Source organism: Mesorhizobium sp. M0317 (genome assembly GCF_040321555.1).
In the GTDB taxonomy this organism is placed as follows: domain Bacteria; phylum Pseudomonadota; class Alphaproteobacteria; order Rhizobiales; family Rhizobiaceae; genus Mesorhizobium.
In genome coordinates, this window is sequence record NZ_JAMYRV010000004.1 from 1 (window position 1) to 18,944 (window position 18,944).

14 protein-coding genes and 2 pseudogenes are annotated in these 18,944 nt (G+C 61.3%); 5 read left to right on the plus strand and 11 right to left on the minus strand.

Features of this window, described 5'->3' with window-relative positions; genetic code table 11:
* Both NKI88_RS31820 and nhaA read left to right on the plus strand, forming a co-directional pair.
* Positions 1–341 (plus strand): annotated as a pseudogene (locus NKI88_RS31820) (integrase); the annotation flags it as partial.
* A gap of 113 nt (positions 342–454) precedes the next feature.
* Positions 455–1,642, plus strand: a complete 1,188-nt coding sequence (nhaA, locus tag NKI88_RS05355; RefSeq protein WP_352654086.1) for a Na+/H+ antiporter NhaA — start codon at positions 455–457, stop codon at positions 1,640–1,642.
* Positions 1,643–1,695: 53 nt separating this feature from the next.
* Here nhaA and NKI88_RS05360 read toward each other — a convergent pair whose 3' ends face one another.
* Positions 1,696–2,196 carry an MmcB family DNA repair protein gene (locus NKI88_RS05360; protein ID WP_352654088.1) on the minus strand — a complete coding sequence of 167 codons (501 nt, stop codon included), beginning with the start codon at positions 2,194–2,196 and terminating at the stop codon, positions 1,696–1,698.
* Between the two features lie 514 nt (positions 2,197–2,710).
* Here NKI88_RS05360 and rhuM point away from each other — a divergent pair.
* Complete coding sequence (rhuM, locus tag NKI88_RS05365) at positions 2,711–3,706, plus strand: RhuM family protein (protein WP_352654090.1); 996 nt, start codon at positions 2,711–2,713, stop codon at positions 3,704–3,706.
* A gap of 168 nt (positions 3,707–3,874) precedes the next feature.
* Here the strand turns inward: rhuM and NKI88_RS05370 are convergent, their stop codons facing one another.
* From NKI88_RS05370 to cueR, 4 genes and pseudogenes are all read right to left on the minus strand, one after another.
* Positions 3,875–4,165, minus strand: coding sequence for a hypothetical protein (locus tag NKI88_RS05370; protein WP_156932586.1), 291 nt, complete (start codon positions 4,163–4,165; stop codon positions 3,875–3,877).
* Positions 4,166–4,702, minus strand: coding sequence for a Panacea domain-containing protein (locus NKI88_RS05375; RefSeq protein ID WP_352654092.1), 537 nt, complete (start codon positions 4,700–4,702; stop codon positions 4,166–4,168).
* A gap of 57 nt (positions 4,703–4,759) precedes the next feature.
* Positions 4,760–5,712, minus strand: a pseudogene (locus NKI88_RS05380) (IS1595 family transposase).
* Between the two features lie 683 nt (positions 5,713–6,395).
* Positions 6,396–6,815 carry a Cu(I)-responsive transcriptional regulator gene (gene cueR / locus NKI88_RS05385; protein ID WP_023703112.1) on the minus strand — a complete coding sequence of 140 codons (420 nt, stop codon included), beginning with the start codon at positions 6,813–6,815 and terminating at the stop codon, positions 6,396–6,398.
* A gap of 238 nt (positions 6,816–7,053) precedes the next feature.
* On the opposite strand from cueR, the gene NKI88_RS05390 reads away from it, so the two are divergent.
* Positions 7,054–7,671 (plus strand): L,D-transpeptidase, encoded by a 618-nt coding sequence (locus NKI88_RS05390; RefSeq protein WP_023692663.1) that lies wholly within the window; start codon positions 7,054–7,056, stop codon positions 7,669–7,671.
* 182 nt (positions 7,672–7,853) lie between these two features.
* Here NKI88_RS05390 and NKI88_RS05395 read toward each other — a convergent pair whose 3' ends face one another.
* From NKI88_RS05395 to NKI88_RS05420, 6 genes are all read right to left on the minus strand, one after another.
* Positions 7,854–8,423, minus strand: coding sequence for a NifU family protein (locus tag NKI88_RS05395; RefSeq protein ID WP_352654094.1), 570 nt, complete (start codon positions 8,421–8,423; stop codon positions 7,854–7,856).
* Positions 8,424–8,624: 201 nt separating this feature from the next.
* The gene (locus NKI88_RS05400) at positions 8,625–9,116 is read right to left on the minus strand and encodes a universal stress protein (RefSeq protein ID WP_023672856.1); all 492 of its coding nucleotides are present in this window, start codon (positions 9,114–9,116) and stop codon (positions 8,625–8,627) included.
* A 101-nt stretch (positions 9,117–9,217) separates the two neighbouring features.
* On the minus strand, positions 9,218–10,285 hold the full coding sequence (gene trpS / locus NKI88_RS05405) for a tryptophan--tRNA ligase (RefSeq protein ID WP_352514575.1): 1,068 nt from the start codon (positions 10,283–10,285) through the stop codon (positions 9,218–9,220).
* Positions 10,286–10,887: 602 nt separating this feature from the next.
* Positions 10,888–12,486, minus strand: a complete 1,599-nt coding sequence (murJ, locus tag NKI88_RS05410) for a murein biosynthesis integral membrane protein MurJ (protein WP_352654096.1) — start codon at positions 12,484–12,486, stop codon at positions 10,888–10,890.
* 76 nt (positions 12,487–12,562) lie between these two features.
* Entirely contained in the window at positions 12,563–15,358 is a 2,796-nt protein-coding gene (locus tag NKI88_RS05415; RefSeq protein WP_352654098.1) for a [protein-PII] uridylyltransferase, read from the minus strand.
* Between the two features lie 33 nt (positions 15,359–15,391).
* Positions 15,392–16,234, minus strand: coding sequence for a glycosyltransferase family 25 protein (locus NKI88_RS05420; RefSeq protein WP_352654100.1), 843 nt, complete (start codon positions 16,232–16,234; stop codon positions 15,392–15,394).
* A gap of 176 nt (positions 16,235–16,410) precedes the next feature.
* Between NKI88_RS05420 and NKI88_RS05425 the strand changes: the two genes are divergently transcribed.
* Positions 16,411–18,918, plus strand: coding sequence for a heavy metal translocating P-type ATPase (locus NKI88_RS05425; protein WP_352654102.1), 2,508 nt, complete (start codon positions 16,411–16,413; stop codon positions 18,916–18,918).
* Positions 18,919–18,944: the final 26 nt, after the last annotated feature.

Genomic DNA, 18,944 nt, shown 5'->3' on the forward strand with positions numbered 1-18,944 from the left:
CACAGGGCCAGGCCTTCGAGACCTTCCGCCACAGCTACAATGAGGAACGTCCCCATGAGGCGCTGGGCATGGATACGCCCGCCCAGCACTACCGGTCCTCACAGCGCGCCATGCCCAGGACACCACCCGAGCCCGTCTATCCGGCCGAGGCCTCGGTCCGCCGCGTGCGCCACAATGGCGAGATCCGATGGAATGGCGGCTTCATATATGTCTCGCAAGCGCTGGCGGGCGAACCGGTCGCTGCGTTGGAGACCGAAGACGGACAATGGACACTCTCATTCCATGCCCACCCGCTCGGCATCATCGACACACGGCACATGAAGCTTGTCCGCCGCAGCGCCAAGCGGATTGGTTGGGGCGGCGCCAACGCTGGAAACAGTTGCGCTTGCCGTGCCATCGACCTTTGCCCATCATCGGCAATAACGCCGCCGGAAAACCCGGCAACGGAGCACAGATGCGCGACAAGCAGCCGAAATCCATCCTTCGCGAATTCCTCGACGGCGAGGCGGCGGGCGGCATCATCCTGATGGTTGCGGCAGCCCTTGCGCTGATCGTCGCCAATTCACCATTGGCCGAAACCTATTTCGTCGCTCTCCACGCCTATCTCGGCCCGCTCAGCGTGTCGCACTGGATCAATGATGGGCTGATGGCGGTGTTCTTCCTGCTGGTCGGCCTCGAGATCAAGCGCGAGATGCTCGACGGTCAGCTCTCGACCTGGCCGCGCCGCGTGCTGCCGGGCGTCGCCGCCGCCGGCGGCATGCTGGTTCCCGCACTCGTCTATGTCGCCATCAACCGCAACAACGCCGCCGCGCTCTCCGGCTGGGCGATCCCGACCGCCACCGACATCGCCTTTGCGCTCGGCGTACTGTCGCTGCTCGGCAACCGCGTGCCGGCGTCGCTCAAGATCTTTCTCACCGCGCTCGCCATCATCGACGATCTCGGCGCCGTCATCATCATCGCCATCTTCTACACAAGCGGCCTGTCGCTGGCCTATCTCGGTGCGGCCTTCGCCGTCATCGCGGTGCTCATCATGCTCAACCGCATGCGGGTGACGAGGCTGACGCCCTACCTAGTGCTCGGCGCCGTGCTGTGGGTGCTGGTTCTGAAATCGGGCGTGCATGCCACGCTGGCCGGCGTCGCGCTGGCGCTCACCATTCCGCTGAAAATCTCTGCCGGCAGCGGCCACGATCTCGACCATTCGCCGTTGCACCGGCTCGAACACGGCCTGCACAAGATCGTGCCGTTCTTCGTCATCCCGATCTTCGGCTTTGCCAATGCCGGCGTGTCGCTGGCTGGCCTGAGCGCCGCCGCTTTGGTCGAACCGCTGACGCTCGGAGTCGCCGCAGGCCTGGTGCTGGGCAAACTGGTCGGCGTCTTCGGCTCGTCGGCGCTTGCCATCCGTCTCGGCTTCGCCGACCTTCCGGTCAACGCCGGCTGGCTGCACATGATCGGCATTTCGCTGCTCTGCGGCATCGGCTTCACCATGAGCCTGTTCATCGGCCTGCTCGCCTTCGCCAACGACATGGCGCTGCAGGACGCCGTCAAGGTCGGCATCCTGGCGGGGTCCTTCGTTGCAGCGCTGCTGGGTGCCGCCGTGCTGCTGATGGCGCCGGCGGCAGGGGTGGAGGAGGTGGTGGAGTAGGTGTTCTTGGGTTCCTCGCCCCCGCAAAGCGGGGCGAGGAACTTGAGCTTCGTCTACTCGCTCTCTCCCGCCAGCGCCGGCACCGCCACACCCGCCAGTTCCGCCGCCAGCAGCCGCGCCGCACCCGCCCGTGCGATGCGCAGCATCAGCGCCTTGCGCGTTGCCGCCGCCATCCGGTGCTCGGGCGCATCGCGCAGAATCTCGGCGCCGTAGCCGTCGGAGAGGATGAAGCCGCATTCCTCCGGAAAAATATCCGAGGGCACGCCCGGATGGGTGGCGAAGAAGAAGCGGTCGGAGTGCAGCCGGTAATCAGGCCATTTGCGGTCGACGCGAAAATCCTCGATCGAGGATTTGATCTCGATGATCCAGATGTCGCCCTGCCTGGTCAGCGCCACAAGGTCGGCGCGCCGCCCGGTGGCCAGCGACAGTTCGGGCAGCACATGCGTGCCCATTTGCATAAGCAGCCGCTGCACGCCACGCCGCACCAGCATGGCGCGTTCCGACTGGCGGCCATCGATCAGGGGATTGAGGAGAATCGAGGAGATGATCGGCATGGCAGCCACCATGCCAGATTTTGTTCACGGTTTGAACCCTGTGTGACCAGGCGATTATCCGGTTGACAAACCCAAAGTGAAATAGGATTATATGCCTGACAGGCCGGCGCAGAGGAGAATTCAGGCCGCCCTGCTATCAATCTTTAATATATAACTCAAAAAAGGATACAATTATTCCAATAATTACGGCGAGATGAAGTGCTATATAGACGTATAGCAGGGGTTTACTATCGGTCTTTTTCCACCTATTTGCTCTGTTATCTAAAAGACTGAAATATATAAATATCATGACTGGCGTTGCAGCAAAAAGAAACATCGGAAGTGGCACGGAGCGCCTCAAAGAATCTATGGAACGCGAAACATACCGTGCGCAATTTCCGAAAGCTACCCAGCCGTAGGGGAATGGCTCCCCTTCCAAGATCACGAAATAATCACTGTGGGATCATCGCAAGCCGTATTCGCGCACTGGTATCAGTGCATGCTAATTGTATGAATCAGCGAATCGGAGCGGCTAATGCCCATTAAGCGCGAAGACGGATTTGAACGAGAACTAGAGCGGCTAGCACAATTGAGCGGCAGCGAAACCACTGAAGACAGGTTGCTTGTCTATGGGACCGACAAGGGCATCAAGATCGATATTCGATATGCGGGCGAAACACTTTGGATGACACAGGCCCAAATAGGTCAGTTATTCGGGAAGACGGTCTCGACCATATCGCGCCATATCACGAACGTTTTTGAAGAGGGTGAATTGGTTGAAGAGGGCAATTTGCAGAAAACGCAAATTGCTGGTGCCACCAAACCGGTCGCTCTCTACAGCCTCGATGTCATCATCTCGGTTGGCTACCGCGTTAATTCGAAACAGGCCACTCAATTCAGGATATGGGCGACCGAGCGTTTAAAGGAAATCCTCTTGAAAGGATGGTCCATTGACGTCGCTAGGATGAAGAACCCAGAGAGCCGCGACCATCTAAAAGAGCTAAAGGAGACCATACGAGACGTCCGATCTTCGGAGGCAAACCTATATCGGGAAGTTCGTAGCATCTGCGCAATGTGCCAAGACTATGACCCGCAATCCGAGGAGTGGCGAAACTTCTATGCGGGGATGCAGAACAAGCTCTTGTCGGCGGTCGCGTCTAAGACCGGCCCGGAGTTGATTTTGGAGCGGGCCAATGCCGATGCGGAAAAGATGGGCCTTACAACCTGGGCAAATGAAAACATCCGGAAAAATGATGTTTGGATCGCTAACAATTTTCTAGCTGGCGCGGAGATCAGGGAGAAAAACCGGCTGACAACAATGCTTCTCGACTATTTCGAGGATCAGGTAGACATCGGACGGCTTGTCATGATGGCTGAAGCAGAAGAGAGAATGAACGGGTTTATTAAGTTCAACAATCGTCCGCTTCTAACGCACCTTGGAAGCGTCAAACGTGAGAAGGCACAGGCTCACGCCGAACGCCAGTTTGAGAAATTTAAGGAAAAGCGTCGAACTTTGCGACAAGGAGGCTAGGCGCCAATCTTTTTCGGCTTTTCACGGTGTCTCCGAACCAGTGCCTTTATTTGCTCCGCTGAGAGCTTCGGAGCGCGGGCTACCTTTCCCACGGCAGCTTCAAAAGTGGCGTCGGATGGATCGCCCTTTAGCTTCCGAGCGGCATCTCGGAATTTGTCGATTTGCTGCTTAGGCTCTTCCGGCTTGTCCGTATGGGGCATCTCGAAAATCCGCATAGTGGATGATGATTAGATTGGGGTGGATCTCATAAATCACTTCGATTGAAGGCATATCGATTGAGCGGGCTCCGTCGAACACATAGCCTCGAATGGAGCCGGTATCGTTCAATGGACTGCCGCAATTCTCGTCACGCACAATGGTCCAAGTCACGTCTTCCCAAGCGTCGAAAGCCCTTGACCATTTTTCTTCGGCCAAATCTCTCGCGAGGCGCACGCGGTCTTCCTCGCGGCAATCCTTCATTTACATCAAACCCAGTTCCCTAGCGCGTGCGCGCAACCGAGTTGTCTCAGCGTCGTTAGGCTCACGGCCACGTCCAGCCAAGATAGAGTGGAACGGCAATGGCTCTTTCATCTTCGCGATTTCCCACCCGTAATCGTGAGAATATTCGCTCACTGATTTTGCCGTGTGCTTTCCGTCAATCTCTTTAATCCAGTAATCAATTTCCTTGGTTTCGGCGGGGTGGAAGACATTGCGCGGGGGCGGCACAAGGCCCTTGAAGACCCACTCATCACCAGTGCCTCGCCACTGCTCTACCAAGCGCAACGCCACCAGTTCATTGCGCACGTACATTCCATCGCGCGGGATAGGACCGTGCTTTTCGCGGATATAGGGTGCGCCTGTAATTGATTGGCCGGTCAACACGAAACTGCGGGCATCTGAGAACCACGCGACCTTGTACAGCTTGGTGGCGCCAAATCCAGCGCGAGCACCAGCGCCCCATATCACATAGTGAAATAGGTGCTTTAGGCGCTCTCTGTCATAAGGCCTGTCTGCCATTGCTCGCGTACGCCTTCGTACTAACCATGAGGCGAACCTACTGTTAGATAGGTTATCTCATGCCTCCTGACGATACATTAAACGCTTACCTTTTGCACCTACGAGCGCGATAAAAGCGCGGGTTCCGTCATCAACTCCCAAGGCAATGCGGTTGCCATAACGGAAGTCGAACTCTGCCAGATAGCGGTGCAAGTGCTGCTCACCGCAATGCTGATAGACGCCCTTCATGCCGCGCTTGAAGATCGAATAGAAGCCTTCCACGGTGTTTGTGTGGATGGTCTTTGCGCCTTCGTAGCGGAGATACTCGTCCTTGGAATGCGTGACGACATCGTGAGAGGCGAATTCCTGGCCCGCGCGGCGATAGATGCCGCTCTCGTCGGTCATGAGAGCAGTTTCCCTAGCGATGTTGGCTCGAACCATCGGCATGACGTTGCCCATGCGGGCGGTACCGACGTGGAAGGAACGGGCGCGGCCACCACGCTCAACCAGCGTAACGACCGTGTTCTTGTGGGCGCCACCGCACGCTTGACGGGAGCGTTAGCGAGACGGCCAATGTAGGTCTCGTCAACTTCTACGGTCTTGCCGTTGCCGCCAAGCGGGGAGAAGTCGCCAGACGCCATCGCAAGACGAATGCGGTGGCACAGGAACCAAGCGGTCTCATACTTGCATTCGAGTATGCGGTGCATCTGGTGGGCGCTGATGCCCTTCTTAGAGGCACACATAAGGTGGATAGCCTGAAGCCACTTGGTCAGTGGCATATGGCTTTCCTCAAAGATCGAACCCATGCGGACGGTGAACTGCGAGCGGCAAGCGCTGCACTTGTACAGGCCGTGACGCTCGACACCATTGGGGTTCTTCTTGGAGGGCTTGGTGCGAACGCCCTTCAACGAGTAGTGGCGATCAACAGAGCCGCACTTTGGGCAGACCGGACCATTCGGCCAAAGGATGCCTTCCACATGCTCGAAAGCCTTGGCTTCGTCGTGGAACTCGGGGCGGGACAGAACGGACATGGAAATCTCCTATGCCCTTACCCCACGTAATCACTTTGGGTTTGTCAACCGGATAATCGCCTGTGCCATGGCGATGTATGATTGACAAACCATAGGCGAATTTTCTCTCGCAATGATAAGAAGCACGGTCCTTGGCACGAGGGGAGACACCATGGGGTTTTTGGGATTCATCAACCGGCTTTTCCCCGCGACCGAAGAGTTGCGCCGGTACTCAGCGATCGCGGGTCCCTATTCATTCATGTTTCTGGTGAAGCGCATCCCAGCCGAAAACCGGAAATTCGTACGCTTCCGCCTCAGCCATATGGGAGCGGTCCAGGATAGTTGCACATTCAGCGTCGAGGAGTTCGGTTCCCTCGTTGATGCCGTCCTGAAGACAAAGGCAGAGCTAGATGACCCACTGCTCACGAGCGCTACCCAGCCGTAGGGGAATGGCGGCGATTATACGGTTGACAGAACTGAGGCTGCGACTTGATCCGAGCGCCTTCCGCGATCGCACCATATCTGTATCGGCGCGGTCCGGTATTGCTCCGGAACGCCCCTGCGTCCGCCGATCAACTTCCGTTCTTAGCTATAAGGCGGCCGGACTAAAGTCTTGCGCCGTGAACGCAAAGGTCTGATGTAACCGCTTTGGTTCCGTTCTTGTCCCTTGGACGTTCCCGTATTTTAGTCAGTCGAGATACTACCTATATGGCCGAAGCCGGCCTGTTCTCGAGTAGCGCAGCCCCCGCAATGTCATCCAAAATCGGGCAATCCGGCCGGTCGTCACCATGGCAGGCCTGGATCAGCGTCTGCAAGGTCGTGCGCATCGACTGCAGCTCGCGCACCTTTTCCTCGATGGCGCTGACATGGGCGGCGGCAATCTCGCGCACATCGTGGCTGGCGCGGCTGCGGTCCCGGTAGAGCGCCATCAGCTGGCGGCAATCGTCGATTGAAAAGCCGAGGTTGCGGGCGCGGCGCAGGAAGGCTAGCCGATGGATGTCGTCGCTGGAATAATCGCGATAGCCATTGCCGGCGCGCGCCGGGGCGATCAGGCCGATCTCTTCATAGTAGCGGATGGTCTTGGCCGGCAGGCCGGACCGCGCCGCGGCGTCGCCTACATTCATTGTGATTCCTCGATGTGGTTCCCTGATTCTAGGCTATCCGACAGGACCGACCATTGTTTTTCCTTCACAATCCCGTGAGTCCTGTTGCCGAAATGCCATAGTTGACGGCTTACCGGCACGTAAGCTCCTGCATATAGGCATCGCGCGCTTGGCAAGCAAAGCAAATGCCAGCATGAATGGTTTCAGGAAAAGCGGCCGTAACGTGTCGCGACATCTTGGCGGGGCATCGGACCATTTCATGCGCATGAAGTCATTTGCAATCGTCGCCGCACTTGCGTTGTCGGCCGCGATCTCGGGTTGCAGCACGATCGGCTCGCAACTGTTCACCAACAACTACGGTTCGGTGAACGATGCAGGCTACCAACTGCCGCGCATCCCGATCGAGAGGGTGCCGCTGAAGTACCACCGGCAAGAGGTGAACTACGACACCTCGGAAAAGCCGGGCACCATCGTCGTCGATACCCAGAACAAGTTTCTCTACTTCGTCGAAGGCGACGGCCGGGCGATCCGCTACGGCATCGGCGTCGGCCGCGAAGGCTTTGAATGGCACGGCACCGCCCATATCGCGCTGAAGCGCGAATGGCCGACCTGGACGCCGCCGCGGCAGATGATCCAGCGCCAGCCGGAGCTAGCGAAGTTCGCGAGCGGCATGGAGCCGGGCTTGAAGAACCCGCTCGGCGCGCGCGCCATGTATCTGTTCAACAAGGGCGGCGACATGGGCTACCGCCTGCACGGCAGTCCGGAATGGAATTCGATCGGCAAGGCGATGTCGTCAGGCTGCATCCGGCTGATGAACCAGGACATCATCGACCTCTACGACCGAACGTCGGTCGGCGCCAAGGTCATCGTGATGTAGGACCATGATCCGGAACCGAGGTCCACGAAAGCGAAAAGTGGAACCGGTTTTCGGGAAGACCATGGTCAAAATAGGCGTTACCCTTCGTACGCGGACCGTCTAGGCAACAACGGACGTCCAAAACAGAAAACCGGGCAATCTGGCCCGGTTTTTTGTTGCTCGCTCGAATGCGTGAAGGGGTCTTAGGAGACCTGCTCGACCTGCTGTACTTCCGGCACGAAGTGGCGGAGCAGGTTCTGGATGCCGTGCTTCAGCGTCGCCGTCGAGGACGGGCAGCCGGCGCAGGCGCCCTTCATGTGCAGGAACACGGTGCCGTTCTCGAAGCCGCGGAAGGTGATGTCGCCGCCATCCTGGGCAACCGCCGGGCGCACCCTGGTGTCGAGCAGTTCCTTGATGGTGATGACCAGTTGCTCATCGGCCTTGTCGTAGAATTCGCCGGTCTGGCTGGTCTCGGCGGCGGGGCCGGCATTGACCATGACGGGCGCGCCCGACATGAAATGCTCCATGATGGCGCCGAGGATGGCCGGCTTCAGGTGCTGCCAGTCCGGGCCGTCCTTGGTCACGGTGATGAAGTCATAGCCGAAGAAGACGCCGGTCACGCCGGGGATCTCGAACAGGCGGCCGGCCAGCGGCGAGGCGTTGGCTGCACTGTCGGCGTCGCGGAAATCGGCGGTGCCTTCGACAAGCACTTCCTTGCCGGGCAGGAACTTCAGCGTTGCCGGGTTCGGCGTCGATTCGGTCTGGATGAACATGGCCGTCTCCGTGCCCCAGTCGGGCAGCTAGTTTGGAATAGTTCTAAATAGGCTCAATCGGCTGTACATTCAAGCGAAACGCATCGCTCAAAATGGCTGGCTGGCGGAATGTTTTTGCTGGCTGGGAAGGAATCCCGCGCGGGCTATAAATCCAGGATCGTGATGTTATCCGAACCGCTTCACACTTTCCCGCATCACTCTCTATGCGAGGCTGTCAATCTCCTCGTCGGAAAGGTTCTGCGGCACCACTGTGACGGGAATAGGGAAGGCGGCGCCCTTGCCGGCAACAGCCCCGACCAGCGGCCCGGGTCCTTCCTTGCCGGCACCTGCCGCCAGCACTAGGATGGCGATGTCCTGGTCTTCCTCGATCAGCTTGTGGATCTCTTCGGTCGGCTTGCCTTCGCGCACCACCATCTCGGGCTCGATGCCGAGCTTCTGGCGCACCTTGTTGGCGTAGCCGTCGAGTGCCGCGCGCGCCGTGGCGTTGGCTTCCTCGCGCATGATCTTCTCGACGCCCAGCCAGTGCTGAAAGTCGTCCGGTGTGATGATGTAGAGCAGCACCAGCGTGCCGCTGGTGCTCTGCGCCCGCTTGGAGGCGTAGGCGACGGCGCGCTCGCACTCCGGCGTGTCGTCGATGATCGTCAGGAATTTCCTGCGATGGCCGGCTTCGCGACTGAGGCGTTTGGAGACCATGTCTATCTACTCGATGTTTTCGACCGCAATCTGCCACCGCGACAGACCGGCGGCAAGCCGCCGGCCTTGGGCCAGAATGGTGCGGTGCACTGACGGTAGGATCAGCCCTGCAACAGGCCGATAATGTCGCGTACCGTCTTCATGGTGGTCTCAGCCAGCGCGCCGGCGCGTTCGCCGCCGTCTCTCAGCACCGCGTCGACATAGGCGCGGTCGCCCTCGATACGGCGCATCTCGCCGGCGATCGGCGCCAGTTTTTCCACGGCAAGGTCGGCGAGCGCCGGCTTGAACACGGAAAACTGCTGGCCGCCGAATTCCTTCAGCACGTCCGCCTTCGACATCTCGGCCAGCCCTGCATAGATGCCGACCAGGTTTTCCGCTTCCGGGCGGCTTTCCAGGCCGTCGACTTCGCTTGGCAACGCTTCCGGGTCGGTCTTGGCCTTGCGGATCTTCTTCGAGATGGTGTCGGCATCGTCGGTCAAATTGATGCGCGACAGGTCGGACGGGTCCGACTTCGACATTTTCTTCGAACCGTCGCGCAGGCTCATGATGCGCGCCGCCGGCCCGCCGATCACCGGTTCGGTTATCGGGAAGAACCCGTTTACCGTCTCTTCGCCGACCTGCATCTCGACGCCGACGCCAAGACTGGCGATGCGGCTCGAAAAATCATTATTGAACTTTTGCGCGATGTCGCGGGTCAGCTCCAGATGCTGCTTTTGGTCCTCGCCCACCGGCACATGGGTCGCGCGGTAGAGCAGGATGTCGGCCGCCATCAGCGAGGGATACGCAAGCAGGCCCAGCGAGGCGTTCTCGCGGTCCTTGCCGGCCTTGTCCTTGAACTGCGTCATCTTGTTCATCCAGCCGATGCGCGCCACGCAGTTGAAGATCCAGGCAAGCTCGGCATGCTGCATCACCCGCGACTGGTTGAAGACGATGTGCTTCTTCGGGTCGATGCCGGAGGCAAGGAAGGCCGCGGTGATCGAGCGGGTCTGGTCGGCGAGGTCGTCATGGACGAGTTGTGCCGTCAGCGAATGCAGGTCGACGACGCAATAGATGCAGTCGGACGTTTCCTGCAGGGCGACGAATTTCTTGATGGCGCCGAGATAGTTGCCGAGATGCAGATTGCCGGTCGGCTGTACCCCGGAAAAGACGAGCTGTTTGAAGGCGGTCATGGGTTCCTCATGGCTTGTGGAGGGCCGTATAAGCGTGATTCCGAAAAGTTGCAGACTTTTCGGAGCCAATCACGCGGCTGGAAACCACGCGCGGCGAGTCTTGCGACGGCGTGCTTATGGACGAAGGGGCGGAGAGGATCAAGAGGCGGGGATGGCGCGGTCGCGTCTGATGCCCCTGTATATTGACCCGACAGGCTGGCGCCGCCCTCATTGTCCTGCCGGACATTTCTCCCCGTATAGAGACGGGGAGAAAAACGCCGTCATCGCCCGCTTCGCCAATCGCCAGAGAAAGCGCTGGCGCCATGTTCAGCCTCCCCGTTCACGGGGAGAAATGCCCGGCAGGGCAATGAGGGGCGGCGCTGACATCGACATTTATGATATATTTGTACCTGCATTGCATATCATCGGATGAGAAATCGATGCCCGCCGTCAACAACGAGGAAGCCCCAAAGCCCCGACAGGACCACGAGACGCCGCTTGAAACAGCGGCGCGGCTTCGGGCCGAATTCGGGGTCGAGCTTAGCAAGCAGGCACCCGAACCGCTGCCACGCTCGGTTTACGACAAATTGTCTGGCGAAGTTTAACCAGGTTCTACGGTTAGGCTACGGATCTGGAGACTGTTCCGTGACCGGCGGTGTGCCCTTCCGCCCAATATTGCGCCGGATCATGCCGAAATCGGCGCCGCCGGTGGCAAAGGCCGTGATGAAGTAGAGCAGAGCGCCGCCGGCTACCAGCGCCAGCAGCGTCGTTGCCTTGATCACCAGTGGCGAGCCGGGGCCGAGCCTGACGGCCAGCCAGTGCTCGGCGAAATAGAGCGCCACCGCCATCACCGCAGCCGACAGCACCAGGCGCGGAATGCGCTTCAGCAATGGCACGTCGCGGCCCCAATGGCCACGTCGGATCAGCACCGCAAGCAGCATCACCGCGTTGACCCAGCCGGCGACGGCCGAGGCCACCGCAATGCCGGGCGCGCCCATTTTCGGGAACAGCGTCAGCGCGGTGATCACGTTCACGCCGACCGAGATGGCGGCGAACATCATCGGCGTGCGCGTGTCCTCGCGGGCGAAATAGCCGGGAGTGAAGGCCTTGATCAGCACGAAGGCCGGCAGGCCGAGGCCGAAAATCGCCAGGATCGCGGCCACGGTCGGCGTCGAGCCGTTGGCGGCGAAGGCGCCGCGCTCATAAACCAGCCGCACGATCGGCTCCGCCATGACCCACAGTGCCGCCGCCGCCGGTAAGGTCATGAACAGGGTGAACTCGACCGAGCGGTTCTGCAGATTGGCCGCCTCGACCAGATTGCCCGATTTCAGCGCCCGCGACAGCTCCGGCAGCAGCACGATGGCGACGGCAACGCCGACGACGCCGAGCGGCAGTTGGTAGATGCGGTCGGCATAGGCAAGCGAGGACACGGCGCTGTCCTGCGCCGACGCGATCGCCGTGCCGATCAGCTGGTTGATCTGGGTGATGCCGCCGGTGATCGCCGCCGGCAGCGCCAGGATCAGCAGGCGCTTGACGTTGGGCGTCATCTTCGGCCGGCGAAAGCCGATGGCGATGCCGGCATTGCGCACCGCCACCCAGACGATTGCAAGCTGCACCAGCCCCGCCGCCAGCACGCCCCAGGACAGGCTGAAACCGACCTCACGGGCATCCATGCCGTGGTACCAGGCGTAGCCGAGCACGCTGATCAGGATGATGTTGAGGAAAGCCGGCGCCACGGCAGCCGCGAAATAGCGGCGCAGCGAATTCAGCATGCCGGCCATCATCGCTGCGAGCGACATGCAGATGAGATACGGGAACATGATCGTCGCCAGCAGGACGGTCGTCTCGAATTTGCCCGGCGTGTCGGCAAAGCCCGGCGCCACGAGATAGCGCACGATCAGCGGCATCGCCAATTCCATGACGATGGTCAGCGCCAGAAGTGCGGTGAACAGGACGCCGAACACTTCCTCCGAAAAGCGCTTGGCGCCGTCGGTGCCGTGGGTCTCGATCTCTTTGGCAAACAGCGGCACGAAGGCGGCGTTGAAAGCGCCTTCGGCAAACAGCCGGCGAAACGTGTTGGGAAACTGGAAGGCGGCGTTGAAGGCGTCCGCCACCGGCCCGGTGCCGAGTGCGGCCGCCATCAGCATTTCGCGGCCAAAGCCAAGGGCGCGGCTCATCAGCGTGCCGGACGCAACCGTGGCGAATTTCTTGACGAGGCTCATGCGCGGGGAGATTGCCTGGATGATTGGGACAAAGGGGATGATTGGGACAAAGGGGGTGATCGGGACAAAGTGATGGTCACTCGGCCGCCGCCTTGGCCTTGCCGCCGCGGTCTGGGACAACGCCTTCAAGTGCCGCGATCAGCCTGGCGTGGATGGTGGCGGTGCGTGCCGGATTGTCGATCTTCTGCCCCGTAAGGTCGGTGACATAGAAAGTGTCGATCACCTTCTCGCCGAAGGTGGTGATGTGAGCCGAGGCGATGTCGAGCGAGAGATCGGACAACGCACTGGTGATTTCCGACAACAGCCCAGGCCGGTCCAGTCCCTCGACCTCGATCACCGAAAACCGGTTCGACAGCGTGTTGCGGATTTCGGCGCGCGGCGGAATCTTGAACACCTTGGCGCCGCGGCGCGGCCGGGTGCGCTTCTCGATCATCTCGGGCAGCCAGCTCTTGCCCGACAGCACGTCCTCGATCAGCCGGCCGACGCGCTCGGCGCGGCGGCGCTCGTCCTCGTCGCGGTCGAATTCCCGTGAGATCAGGATGATGTCCAGCGCGCGGCCGTCGGACGTGGTGAAGATCTGCGCGTCGACGATGTTGCCGCCGGCTCCCGCACAGGCGCCGGCAATGACCGAAAGCAGGCGCGGATGATCCTGCGCCAGCACGGTGATCTCGGTCACCGCCTCGAATTGGTGCGTCCTGACCACGGTGGCGAGCTTCTTGCCTGCCGCGTCGGCTTCGCGGATGAATTCGGCATGGCGCAGCTGATCGGGGAGGTCGACCGTCAGCAGATAGTTCTCGTAATGCAGGCCGACATAGCGCTTGCGGGCCTTGTCCGGCCAATCGGCCAGCGCCTCGGCCAGTCGCTCGCGCGCCGCCGCCGTCCGCTTGGCGCGCGACACTTCCGAGAAGCCGCCGGTCAAAAGCAGTTCGGTCTCGTAGTAGAGCGTGCGCAGGAGCTGGCCCTTCCAGCCGTTCCACACGCCCGGCCCGACACCCCTGATGTCGCAGACGGTCAGGATCAACAGCATTTTCAGCCGCTCGACCGATTGCACGATCGAGGCGAAATCCTCGATCGTCTTGCGGTCGTTGAGGTCGCGCGTCTGCGCCGTCATCGACATGACCAGATGGTTCTCGACCAGCCAGGCGACGGTCTCGGTGTCGGCGGCCGACAGCCCCATATGCGGGCAGACGCGGCGTGCGATCCGGGCGCCGGCCTCTGAGTGATCCTCCGGCCGGCCCTTGGCGATGTCGTGCAGCAGCACCGCGACATAGAGTGCCTCGCGGCTCTTCTCTAGCCCCGGCATCAGCGTGTGCGAGAGCGGATGCACCTTTTCGCCGTCGCCGCGCTCGATCTCGGCCAAGACGCCGATGCAGCGGATCAGGTGCTCGTCCACCGTATAGTGGTGATACATCGAGAACTGCATCATGGCGACTATTCTGCCGAAATCGGGGATCAGCCTGCCGAGCAGGCCGGCCTCGTTCATGCGCCGCAAATTAAGCTCGGCATTGCGGTCCGAGGTCAGGATGTCGAGGAACAGCCGGTTGGCCTCCTCGTCGCGCCGCAGCGACTTGTTGACCAGACCGAGCGAGCGGGTGAGCAGCTTCAGCGCATCGGGATGGAACTCCAGCCCGTGCTTGTCGGCGAACCAGAACAGCCTGAGCAGATTGACCGGGTCGCGCTCGAACACGCTGTCGTCGGCGACGTTGATGCGGTGATTGTCGACAATGAAGTCCGACGTGCCGGCCAGCTTGCGCTTGCGGCGCTGGAAGGTGAGGAAGATGCGGTTAAAGCCGGGCACATGCTTGGCCTGCTCTTCCTCGAGCGCGGCGCAGAAGATGCGGGTGAGGTCGCCGACATCCTTGGCGACGAGGAAGTAATGCTTCATGAAGCGCTCGACCGCCGACAGACCGGGATGGGTGGTGTAGCCGAGACGTTCGGCAATCTCGCGCTGGATATCGAAATGCAGCCGTTCCTCGGCCTTGCCGGTGAGGAAATGCATGTGGCAGCGCACCGCCCAGAGGAAATCCTCGGCCTTGAGGAATTCCCGGTATTCGGCCTCGGTGAACACAGCCTTGTCGACCAGTTCCTCGCCTGTGCGCACGCGATAGAAGTATTTGGCGATCCAGAACAGCGTCTGCAAATCGCGCAGGCCTCCCTTGCCGTCCTTGACGTTGGGCTCGACCAGATAGCGGCTTTCGCCGGCCTTGGCATGGCGATCGTCGCGTTCGGCGAGCTTGGCCTGCACATATTCCGGTCCGGTGGTGCGCACCACTTCATGGTCGAAGCGGGTGAGCAATTCGTCGAAGAGCTTCTGTTCGCCCCACAGGAACCGCGCTTCCAGGATCGTGGTGCGGATGGTGATATCGCTGCGCGACAGCCTGAGACACTCGTCGATGTTGCGGGTGGCGTGGCCAACCTTCAACCCGAGGTCCCACAGCATATAGAGCATATATTCGACGATCTGTTCGCCCCACGGCGTCTGCTTGTAGGGCAGCAGGAACAACAGGTCGATGTCGGAGCCCGGCGCCAGCGTGCCGCGGCCATAGCCGCCGACGGCAACGACCGCCATGCGCTCTGCGGTCGAGGGGCTTTTCACCCGGTAGACGTGGGTCGCGGCGAACTCGTAGAGGGCGCGGATGATCTCGTCCATCAGATGCGACAGCCGGGCGGCGCAGGCCGTGCCGCTGCCATCGTCCATCAGCATGCGCTCGGCAACCTTGCGGCCCTCGGTCAGCCGATCCTTCAGCAGCCGGAGCGCACCGACGCGCGCGCCGGGCTCGATGCCGCTGGCCGCCGAGATCAGCGCCGTCATGTCGCGGCGCAAAGCCTCGCTGTCGATCAGCGCGTCGAGCTTGAGGGAGATTTTTGCCATGGATTGCCGGTGGGCCTCGCCTTTGCGCGGCGTCTATAGCGCGTTTTCACGGCGCTGTGTATGGGGCGGACGGACGCGTCGGCCGCGATACCAGAAAGGGATGATCATCTCGCGCCGGAGCCGGAAGAGATCGGCGATCTGCCGCGTCAACCGCCTGGCCTCGATCCCTACCTTGGCGGTGATTGGCTTCTGGCGCTGTTTACCTATCCCGCTTGCCACCCATTCCTCTGTTCGCTCCTGCTTGAGCAGGCTTGGCAATCTCACCGGACTGTCGCCGAGGAATTGTGCCTGCAGGCACAATGCCGGGACGAGTTGGTAAATGACCTTGTCGGACGAGGTCGCAAAACGCGGATTGAAGATGAGGTGATCGACGGGAATGCTGATCTCGTTCGTTGCCGCAAGAAGGTCCCGCGCGGCCTGTCTGGACAGGATGTATCCCGCCGTACCGATATGGAGCCCGTGCAGTCTGCTCGCGGAAAAACCGTGGCCGCAGGCGACTTGCTTGCGTGAAATTACGGTCCGGTTGAAGAACGTTTCAAGCTTGACGATGTCCGCATCGGCGGGAATCCAGCCCGCATCGGCAAGCAAAGCACCGGCTTTGTCCGGGAAAACGACATCGTCCTCGAAAATCGCCGCGTAAGCATCCTCACCTGCCGCGATCATCGACCAACACTGTTGGTGGCTGAGCAGGCAGGCAATCTCGGCGTCGGCCAGACGCAAATGCTTCTTGCCCTGCGGCATTTCGGCCAGATCCGGCCGATCTCGCGCATCGATGGCGGCGACCCGCTCAAACGCGATGCCGATGCGGGCGAACTCCGCCGTTACATGGGCGAGGCGATCGCGGGACCGATCGAGATTGATAATCAGGCATTTCATTTGGGTGGGATCGATGCAGTGGGACGCGCGTCCATAGCATGGGAACAAAGTCGCGTAAGCGATTTTCCCTCGATGTGCGCGATGACGGCCACGATCGAAAAGTGGAAATCGCCCCTTGACCTTCCAGTTACTGGAAGCACTACCTCCTCACCCAGACAGATATAAGGCACTTTTCGATGGCGCATTCCGAGCATCACCACCACGCGGCCGATGGCAGCTGCTGTGCGGCAAAGGCTGCTGAGCCGGCCGCCGAAGCCGTGGTGCGCGATCCGGTCTGCGGCATGAGCGTCGATCCGGCCGCGGGCAAGCCGACGGCCGAGCATGGCGGCCGTCTCTTTCACTTCTGCAGCGAGGGTTGCCGTACGAAATTCGTCGCCGGGCCCGAAAAATACCTGACCGCCACCGACCCCGTCTGTGGCATGAGTGTCGACCGCGCTACCGCCAGGCATTTTTTCCGCCACGAAGGCCAGGGTTTCTATTTCTGCTCGGCCGGCTGCCAGGCGAAGTTCGAGGCCGAGCCACAAAACTATCTCGGCGACAGGCCGGCGGCGTCGCCAGTGCCGAAAGGCACTCAATACACCTGCCCGATGCATCCCGAAGTGATAAGAGACAAGCCCGGCTCCTGCCCGATCTGCGGCATGGCGCTTGAGCCGATGGGCGTTCCCACTGGCGATGAGGGCCCGAACCCCGAACTGGTAGACTTCACCAGACGGTTCTGGGTCAGTGCGATGCTGTCCGTGCCGCTGCTGATCGTTGCCATGGCGCCGATGCTCGGCCTGACGTTCCAGGCGTTTGTCGACGAGCGCACGATGGTCTGGCTGGAATTGGCGCTGGCCAGCCCGGTGGTGCTGTGGGCGGCCTTCCCCTTCTTCCACCGCGGCTGGGATTCGCTGGTCAACCGCAGCCCCAACATGTGGACGCTGATTTCACTGGGTGTGGGTGCGGCCTACCTCTACAGCGTCGTCGCCGCACTGTTTCCGGACATCTTTCCGCATCAGTTCCGTGGCCATGGCGGCACCGTCCCGGTCTATTTCGAGGCAGCTTCCGTCATCGTCGCGCTGGTATTCCTCGGTCGGGTGCTCGAATTGCGGGCGCGCGAAAAGACCGGCTCGGCCATCCGTGCGCTGCTCGACCTGGCGCCGAAGACGGCACGGCTGATCGGGGAGGACGGCTCCGACACCGACGTGCCGCTGGATGCGGTCAAGACCGGCGACCACCTGCGCCTCCGTCCGGGCGACGCCGTGCCGGTCGACGGCATCGTAACGGAAGGCCGTTCCTCCATCGACGAATCGATGATCTCGGGCGAGCCGCTGCCGGTCGAAAAAACGAAAGGCGATGCCTTGACCGGCGGCACGCTCAACAAGAACGGTTCGCTGATCATGCGCGCCGAAAAGGTCGGCTCCGAAACGACGCTTTCGCGCATCGTCGAGCTGGTCGCAAAGGCGCAGCGTTCGCGCGCGCCGATTCAAGGTTTAGCCGACCGCGTCTCCTTCTACTTCGTGCCGGCCGTCGTGCTGGTTGCGCTCGCGGCCTTTGCCGCCTGGGCGATCTTCGGTCCCGAACCCAGCTTGATCTTTGCCATCGTCTCGGCGGTCTCGGTGCTGATCATCGCCTGCCCCTGCGCGCTCGGCCTGGCGACGCCGATGTCGATCATGACCGCCACCGGGCGCGGGGCGCACGCGGGCGTGCTGATCAAGGACGCGGCCGCGCTTGAGCGCTTCGCTTCGGTCGACACGTTGATCGTCGACAAGACCGGCACCTTGACCGAAGGCAAGCCTCGCTTGACCGATGTCGTCGCTGCCGAAGGCTTGTCCGAGAATGAATTGCTGGCGCTCGCCGCCGGCCTGGAAAAAGGCTCGGAGCATCCGCTGGCCGATGCCATTGTCGGCGGCGCCGGCGAACGCGGGCTGACGCTCGTCGAGGCCGGCGGCTTCGACGCCGTCACCGGCAAGGGCGTATCCGGCACGGTGTCTGGCAGGAAGGTTTCTCTCGGCAACGCCGCCATGATGGCCGACGTGGGCATGGACACCGCTTCCCTTTCGGCGAAAGCTGAGGCGCTGCAGGCCGAGGGCAAGACGGCGATGTTCGTTGCGGTGGACAAAAGACTGGCCGGCATTGTCGCGGTCGCCGATCCGGTCAAGGCAACGACAGCCGAGGCGATCAGGGCGCTGCACGACAGAGGCTTGCGGATCATCATGGCGACCGGCGACAATGAACGCACGGCGCGCGCCATCGCCAAAAGCCTTGGCATTGACGAGGTGCGCGCCGGCCTTCTGCCGGAACAAAAGGCAGCCCTTGTCGAGGAGTTGCGTGCGAAAGGTGCCGGCATCGCCATGGCCGGCGACGGCGTCAACGATGCGCCGGCCCTGGCCAGCGCCGATGTCGGCATCGCCATGGGCACCGGCGCCGATGTCGCTGTCGAGAGCGCCGGCATTACGCTGGTCAAGGGCGATCTCAACGGCATCGTCAGGGCGCGAACGCTCGCCCAGGGGACGATCCGCAACATCCGCCAGAATCTGTTTTTCGCCTTCCTCTACAATGTGCTTGGCGTGCCGGTTGCCGCCGGCGTGCTCTATCCGCTGACCGGCACGCTTTTGTCGCCGATGCTGGCGGCGGCGGCCATGAGCCTGTCTTCGGTTTCGGTCATCGCCAACGCATTGCGGCTGCGGACGTTGAAACTCTGAGCAAAGCCCCCAGATACGAATTTCAA